Below are 6,472 nucleotides of genomic sequence, written 5' to 3' on the forward strand. Positions count from 1 at the left end.
CGCGCCGGTGCCGGCATCGAAGCCGGTGGCGAAGATGACGATATCCAGTTCCTGCTCGCCTTCGGTGGTGCGGATGCCGCGCTCGGTGAACTCGACGATCGGCGTCTTCTTGACGCTGATCAGCTTCACGTTCGGCTGGTTGAAGGCCTCGTAATACTTGGTTTCCAGCGGCACGCGGCGAGTGCCGAAACCGTGATCGTCCGGCACCAGCAGGTCGGCAACCTTCGGATCATGGACGCGGGCGCGGATCTTCCGCTTGACGAAATCCGAGAACACCGCGTTGATGCTTTCATCCATCAGCACGCCCTGGATCGAACCGATCCAGAAACCCAGCGAGCCGTCGGCGAACCATTCGTCGAGCTGGGCCTCGCGTGCTTCTGGGCCCATCGCCATCAGATCGGTGGCCTGCCAGTCGTAATCGAAACCGGCGAAGGTGCTGTTGACTCGCTGATGCATCGCCTTGGCGCCGGCCTTGAGCCCGGCACGGTCGGCATCGTCGTACTTCGGGTTGCGCATCGGAATCGTGTAATTCGCGGTGCGCTGGTAGACGGTCAGCTGGCCGACCTTCGAGGCGATGGTCTGGATCACCTGGATGCCGGTGGCGCCGGTGCCGATCACGGCGACTTTCTTGCCGGCGAAATCGATACCGTCCTTTGGCCAGCGGCCGGTATGAATGATCTGACCCTTGAATTTCTCGTGATGCTTGAACGGCGGCACCAGCGGCGCGGACAGACCACCCGTGCTCATCAGCAGGAACTGGGCGCTGACCACGTCGCCCTTGTCGGTGGTCACCATCCAGCGCTTGGCGGCGTCATCCCACTTCGCGGCCTCGACCTTGGTCTCGAACTTGAAGTCCTTGCGGATCTCGAACTTGTCGGCGACGTGGTTCAGGTACTTCTCGGTCTCCGGCTGGGCCGGGAAGCGTTCGCTCCAGTCCCATTCCTTGATCAGCTCGTCGGAGAACCAGTACTGGTAGATGTAGGCCTGGCTGTCGACACGGGCGCCCGGATAGCGGTTCCAGTACCAGGTGCCGCCGACGCTGTGCCCGGCTTCGAAGCCCTGCACCTTCAGGCCTTTCTCGCGCAGGCGCTGGATGCCGTACATGCCGGCAAAACCGGCGCCGACCACCACTGCATCCACCTGCTTCGCTGCGGACTGGACCTGACTCATGCGTTCTCTCCTCGCTGTAGGGCCTGCTTACATTGCTTCGGTCACTGCGTTGCGAGTCAAAAAGCCGCCGGGCGAGGCGCGAACCGCAGGCCATAGCCACCTATGGTCAAGGTTCGCAACGAAGTCCCGGCGACTTTTTGGCCGCAACCCTTCGGGGCGGGATCGTTTTTGTCCATTGCTGCCTCTCTCGTCGCGCCAATGGAACAACCATTGGCCGCTCCTCGTTCGTTGCACTGGGCAAAAACGACCTCCGCCGCAGTGACCAAAGTAATGTCAACAGACCCTGTCATGCCGTGATGGCCACGGTTCTATCTAGGCTGACCTGCTATGTGGCTAACCTTAAGCGTGCAGCCGCACGTTGCCCCCCACCCGAATGAGCGGGCAGGCGACATCAGGGGTCAGCCCTTTATCTGACTCTGATCAGCCTTTGAAGGGCGTAGTGTCGAAGTAGTCGCGCCATTCGCAGATCTTGCCGTCGCGCAACTTGAAGATGCCCATCAGCGGAATCGTCAGCAGCGTGTTGCCGTCCTTGTCCTTGAGGTAATCGATGCGTTCGGTCATCACCGTATCGCCAACGGCGGCGATCGCCAGCATGTCGACACCGATCGAGACGAACGGCAGCTGCGTGCTCATCATCGTGAACCAGGCGATCGCTTCCTCCGGCCCGGTGGTCTTCGACACGCCGATGTTTTCGTACAGGCAATCGGCCGTGAAATACTCGCGAACGCAGGGATAGAAACGCTCGGCCTTCGGCCAGTTGGCAATGAAGGCTTCGACGATCTGTTGATTGGTCATGGTTGTTCTCCTGAGAGTGACGCGCTGGGGACAGGCTGGATGCTAGCCTGCAACCACCGCTTCGAAACCAGCGGGATCGCCCTCACCCGCAGTGATCGCCCTCAGGAGACAGCCGCCATGCTCGAACTCAGACCGAACTGCGAATGCTGCGACCGCGATCTGCCGCCGGATTCCGATCAGGCGCGCATCTGCTCGTTCGAATGCACGTTCTGCCATAGCTGCGCGACGGAAGTGCTGCACGGCCGTTGCCCGAACTGCGGTGGCGAACTGCTGGCCCGGCCGCGGCGGCCACTGCTCAAGCTGGCCTCGCATCCAGGCTCCAAGGTTCGCGTGCTGAAGCCGGCGGGCTGCGGGACGCTGCCCTAGCTCCCGCAACGATCAGCTAGACGCTGACTGCTGCAAACCTTCAAGCACCAGATCCGGCACCACGATCCAGTCACCGGACAGATGCAGACGCAAGGTCTCGGCATCGCCGCCGGTGAGATAGCGGCGCTGGCCGCCGTAACGGGCGGCCAGGCGTTCCACCAGCCCCACGCAGGCGTGCAGCGCGCCCTGACGCACGCAGGCTTCGGTATCGCTGCCGAGGCCTGCGGTGTACTGGAATGCAGGGCCGGCGGCCGCGAAGCGGGTGGCACCGAGCACGGCCTGCTGCGCCGTGGTCAGGCCGGAGGCGATGATGCCGCCGAGGTGCTGGCCGCGCTCGTCGACAGCATCGAAAGTCAGCGCGGTGCCGGCGCTGACCACGCAGGCCGCGGCTCGGTCTCGCGACCAGGCCGCAAGCAGCGCCAGCCAGCGATCGACGCCGAGGCGGGACGGATCGTCGTAAGCGATTCGCAAGCCTTGCAGACCCTCGATCGGCTTCGCGAAACGCGGGCTCAAGTGATGGCGCACCGCCAGCGCCGCAGCCAACCGCTCGCCATGCGCTTCGCCGGTGACGTTGGCGATCCAGGCCTCGCGAACGCTGGCCGACAAGGGCAGCAGTTCAACGACTGACGCCGGATCACCGCCATGGGCCAATGCCTGTGCTGGCCCGAGCATGGCGTGATCGTCGGCCAGCGCCCATTTCAGCCGGCTGTTGCCGACATCGATCAACAGCCGCGTGGCCGCGTCGCTCATGCGGCGGCAGCCGGCAGACGCAGGCTGACTTCGCCGGCATGGACGTGATGGCGTTGGCCGTCGGCGCTTTCGACGATCAGCGCGCCATCCGGATCGATGCCGCAGGCCTGGCCTTCGAGCATCGTCGCGCCTTCGATGCGCACGGCACGGCCGGCAGCGAGATCGAGGCGATTCCAGTCGGCGAGGAAGCTGGCGAAGCCGTCCTGCTCGAACTGCGCGAGCGCGGCGAGCAGGCTGTCGAGCACGGCCGTCGCCAAGGCATTGCGGGAAGCGGCCGGCCGGCTGGCGGCGAGCTGCGTTGCGTGCACCGAGGTCCAGGCTTGTTCGAGATTGGCACCCTGCCCGGCCGTCATCGCGATATTGAGGCCGAGGCCGATGATCACCCGGCAGGCGCCGCCAATCTCGCTGCGGCTTTCGATCAGGATGCCGCCGAGTTTGGCGTCGCCGATGCGCAAATCGTTCGGCCATTTGAGTTGCACGCCCGGCACACCGCACGTCGCCAGCGCACGCGCTGTGGCGACACCGACCGCGAGCGGCAAGGTACCGAGCTTCGGTGGCCAGCCGGCGAAGCTCCAGGCTAGCGACAGATACAGATTGGCGCCGAACGGCGAGCGCCAGTCACGGCCACGGCGACCACGGCCGGCTGTCTGCGCTTCGGCGAACAGCGCCTGCGGATCGGCTGACGAAGCAGCTTCGATCAGACGCTGATTGGTCGAATCGACCCGGAGCGCCACATCGAGCCCGGCCAGCCGCGCTGCCGATTCCCGCGAAAGGCCGGCGCGAATCGCCGCGGCGTCAAGCCGCTCCAGCGGCGCGGTCAGCCGGTAGCCGAGACCGGGCCGCGCTTCGATATCGAGGCCCCAGGCTTCGATCTGGGCGACGCGTTTGGCTAGCGCGGCGCGGCTGACGCCCGCGGTTGCCGCCAATGCTTCGCCAGACAGCCAATCGCCGGCGGCCAGCGCATCGGCCAGCGGCAGCAGCGCTGCGTCGTCTAGCGCGCGGGTCATGCGCGCGGTGCGCGATCGAACAGCTTGCCGAGCAGGCGTGCCTTCTCGAAGCGCGACTCGGTGCCGGCGAACAGGCGGCCGATGTTGTCGCGATGCTTGAACAGGATCAGCGCCAGCATCGCCGCCGTGAAGCCGCCAGCCAGCGACCAGAAGCCATTGCCGAAACAGCTGACGTACAGCAGCGCAGCGGTGCCGCCGGCGATCGACGCGAGGCTCACATAGCCGCTCAGCATCACCACCAGCGCGAACGCCAGGATCAGCCACGGCAAGGCGGCCGGCAGCAGTGCGCCGAACACGCCGGCCAAGGTCGCCACGCCCTTGCCGCCCTTGAACTTCTGGAACACCGGATAGCAGTGACCAAGCGCCGCGCCCAAGCCGCAGGCGTAGGGGATTGCCTGGCTCAGCACAGGGTCGCCGCCGGGCAGCGGCCAAGACAGCGGAATCAACGGCAGCGCCAGTGCCGCGAGCACGCCCTTGCCGATATCGATCGCCAGCACGCCGAGTGCGAACTTCGCGCCCCGGGTGCGCAGCGCATTGGTCGCACCGACATTGCCGGAACCGCTGCCGCGCAGATCGTCGCCACCGGCGAGGCGACGCATCACGTCGCCGCCCATGACACCGCCGAGCAGGTAGGCAGCAAGGAATTTGAGAATCAGTTCAAGCATCGATCGAAGGTCTTGCGAATGGGCGGATCAGCCGGGCGGCTTCGCAGCTGGAGGCCGACTTTCTTCGAACTGCGGCAGGCCATCGGTGATCGGCCACCAGCCCGCTTTCGAGCCGGTCTGGAAGTGGGCTTCGATGGCCACCGACAAGGGCTCGTCGATCAGCCCGACCCTGATCCGCAGCACACCCGGCAGGCTGGCCTTGCTGCTGTAGATCGGCGAGCCGCAGCGGCGGCAGAAGAAGCGCTGCTTGCCTGGCGACGACTCGAACGAAGTCAGCAGCTCGGCGCCGGCAAGCAATTGGAACGACGCTTCCGACACCGGCGTATTGGTCGCGAACGGCCCGCCCTGGGCCTTGCGGCATTGCGAGCAATGGCAGACCTGGATCGGCACCAGCACGGCATCAATGCGGAACTGGATGCCGCCGCAGAGGCAGCTGCCGGTATGCATCAGACGCCCAGCCACGCCTGCCGGCGTGTCAGCACTTCGCCGGCAACGTCGGCGAGGCTCAGGGTCCAGGCATCGGGGACTGGCGCGATCGGCGTGATCGCCGCACTGAGCAGTTCGTCACCCCGGAAGAAGGCCAGCGTCACCGTCACGCCCGGCCGCAGGGTTTCCATGCGATTGGCCCAGTTGCCGGCGGTGAGCTTGAGGCCATCGATCGCCAGCAGCTGATCACCGGCCGCGAGTCCCGCGCCTTCGGCTGCGCCGCCGCTGAACACCGTGGCGACCGTCGTTTCGCCCGCACGCAAGTTAAGACCCAGCGTGACCGGCGGCGTGTGCTTCGATTCGCTGCGCCCGCCTTCATCGCTGGCGCCGCTGCTGTTGCGCAGGATCGCGGCGACGCCGAACTCGGCGAGCAATTCGGTCATCGGCAGCTCGGTGGTCGAACGCAGCCAGGCGTCGAGCGGCAAGTCCAGATTGAGGCCGGAAATCTCGGCGGCGATCGCTTCGAGTCCGCCTTCCGGCACGCCGACATCGCGGCTGCCATAGCGCTGCCAGAGCGCGCGCATCACGTCATCCATGTTCACGCTCGAATGACGACGCAGCCACAGGTCCAGACAGAGCGTCACCAGCGCGCCCTTGACGTAGTAGTTCACCGCCGCGTTCGGCGTCTGCTCGTCCGGCTGGTAGTACTTGATCCAGGCCTCGAAGCTGGCATCGGCCAGCGTCTGCACGAAACGGCCCGGCGTGCGCGCCAGACGGGTCGCCGCTTCGGCGACCAGATCGAGATAGACCGGCGCGTCGATCAGTCCGGCGCGCAGCAGCATCAGATCGTCGTAGTACGACGTGACGCCCTCGTAGGCCCAGAGGTCTTCGCTGTAGGCCTCGGCACTGAGATCGTTGTCCGCGAAGCGCGCGGCAGTGATCCGCTTGACGTTCCACAGATGGAAATATTCGTGGCTGACCAGGCCGAGAAAGCCGCGATAACCCTTGCGCAGGCCAGGCATGCCCGGGCGCGGCAGGGCATCGCGCGCGGTGACCAGCGCCGTCGAGGTGCGGTGTTCAAGGCCGCCGTAACCGTTGCCGGTGACTTGGGTCAGGAACAGGTACTGGTCCATCGCCGGCTGCTGGCCGAACAACTCGCGCTGCACATGGCAGATGCGGGTGATGTCGGCAGCGAGGCGCGGCAGGTCGGGCTCGCAGCGGCCGGACAGGATCAGCCTGTGTGGCACGCCATCGACATCGAAGGCAACCTGCTGGAACGCGGCCATCTCGACA

The 6,472-nt window shown here is 65.8% G+C and carries 8 protein-coding genes; 1 reads left to right on the forward strand and 7 read right to left on the reverse strand.

What is annotated here, in order from left to right; translation table 11 throughout:
* On the reverse strand, window positions 1-1,170 hold a 1,170-nt coding region (locus QZY06_RS13625; RefSeq protein ID WP_295685381.1), incomplete at its 3' end, for an NAD(P)/FAD-dependent oxidoreductase.
* A 420-nt stretch (window positions 1,171-1,590) separates the two neighbouring features.
* On the reverse strand, window positions 1,591-1,965 hold the full coding sequence (locus tag QZY06_RS13630; RefSeq protein ID WP_295685384.1) for a limonene-1,2-epoxide hydrolase family protein: 375 nt from the start codon (window positions 1,963-1,965) through the stop codon (window positions 1,591-1,593).
* A 117-nt stretch (window positions 1,966-2,082) separates the two neighbouring features.
* On the opposite strand from QZY06_RS13630, the gene QZY06_RS13635 reads away from it, so the two are divergent.
* Window positions 2,083-2,331, forward strand: a complete 249-nt coding sequence (locus tag QZY06_RS13635; protein WP_295685387.1) for a DUF1272 domain-containing protein — start codon at window positions 2,083-2,085, stop codon at window positions 2,329-2,331.
* Between the two features lie 12 nt (window positions 2,332-2,343).
* Here QZY06_RS13635 and QZY06_RS13640 read toward each other — a convergent pair whose 3' ends face one another.
* The 5 genes from QZY06_RS13640 to QZY06_RS13660 form a co-directional block, all read right to left on the reverse strand.
* Window positions 2,344-3,081, reverse strand: coding sequence for a type III pantothenate kinase (locus QZY06_RS13640; protein ID WP_295685390.1), 738 nt, complete (start codon window positions 3,079-3,081; stop codon window positions 2,344-2,346).
* A complete protein-coding gene (locus QZY06_RS13645; RefSeq protein WP_295685393.1) occupies window positions 3,078-4,088 on the reverse strand; it encodes a biotin--[acetyl-CoA-carboxylase] ligase in 1,011 nt (336 codons plus the stop codon). The genes QZY06_RS13640 and QZY06_RS13645 overlap by 4 nt, the downstream gene beginning before the upstream one ends.
* Window positions 4,085-4,753, reverse strand: coding sequence for a glycerol-3-phosphate 1-O-acyltransferase PlsY (plsY, locus tag QZY06_RS13650; protein WP_295685397.1), 669 nt, complete (start codon window positions 4,751-4,753; stop codon window positions 4,085-4,087). Before plsY ends, QZY06_RS13645 begins: the two co-directional genes overlap by 4 nt.
* Window positions 4,754-4,780: 27 nt before the next feature.
* Window positions 4,781-5,200, reverse strand: a complete 420-nt coding sequence (locus tag QZY06_RS13655; protein ID WP_295685399.1) for a GFA family protein — start codon at window positions 5,198-5,200, stop codon at window positions 4,781-4,783.
* Window positions 5,200-6,472: M61 family metallopeptidase (locus tag QZY06_RS13660; protein WP_295685402.1), on the reverse strand; the 1,273-nt coding region annotated here is incomplete at its 5' end. The genes QZY06_RS13660 and QZY06_RS13655, both read right to left, overlap by 1 nt.

The sequence above is a fragment of the uncultured Nevskia sp. genome (assembly GCF_903885465.1).
In the GTDB taxonomy this organism is placed as follows: Bacteria; Pseudomonadota; Gammaproteobacteria; order Nevskiales; family Nevskiaceae; genus Nevskia.

What these genes read in the sequence shown, in the direction of transcription:
- QZY06_RS13630 (WP_295685384.1), bottom strand. Translation starts at nt 1,965, where the DNA reads ATGACCAATCAACAGATCGTCGAAGCCTTCATTGCCAACTGGCCGAAG.
- QZY06_RS13635 (WP_295685387.1), top strand. Translation starts at nt 2,083, where the DNA reads ATGCTCGAACTCAGACCGAACTGCGAATGCTGCGACCGCGATCTGCCG.
- QZY06_RS13640 (WP_295685390.1), bottom strand. Translation starts at nt 3,081, where the DNA reads ATGAGCGACGCGGCCACGCGGCTGTTGATCGATGTCGGCAACAGCCGG.
- QZY06_RS13645 (WP_295685393.1), bottom strand. Translation starts at nt 4,088, where the DNA reads ATGACCCGCGCGCTAGACGACGCAGCGCTGCTGCCGCTGGCCGATGCG.
- plsY (WP_295685397.1), bottom strand. Translation starts at nt 4,753, where the DNA reads ATGCTTGAACTGATTCTCAAATTCCTTGCTGCCTACCTGCTCGGCGGT.
- QZY06_RS13655 (WP_295685399.1), bottom strand. Translation starts at nt 5,200, where the DNA reads ATGCATACCGGCAGCTGCCTCTGCGGCGGCATCCAGTTCCGCATTGAT.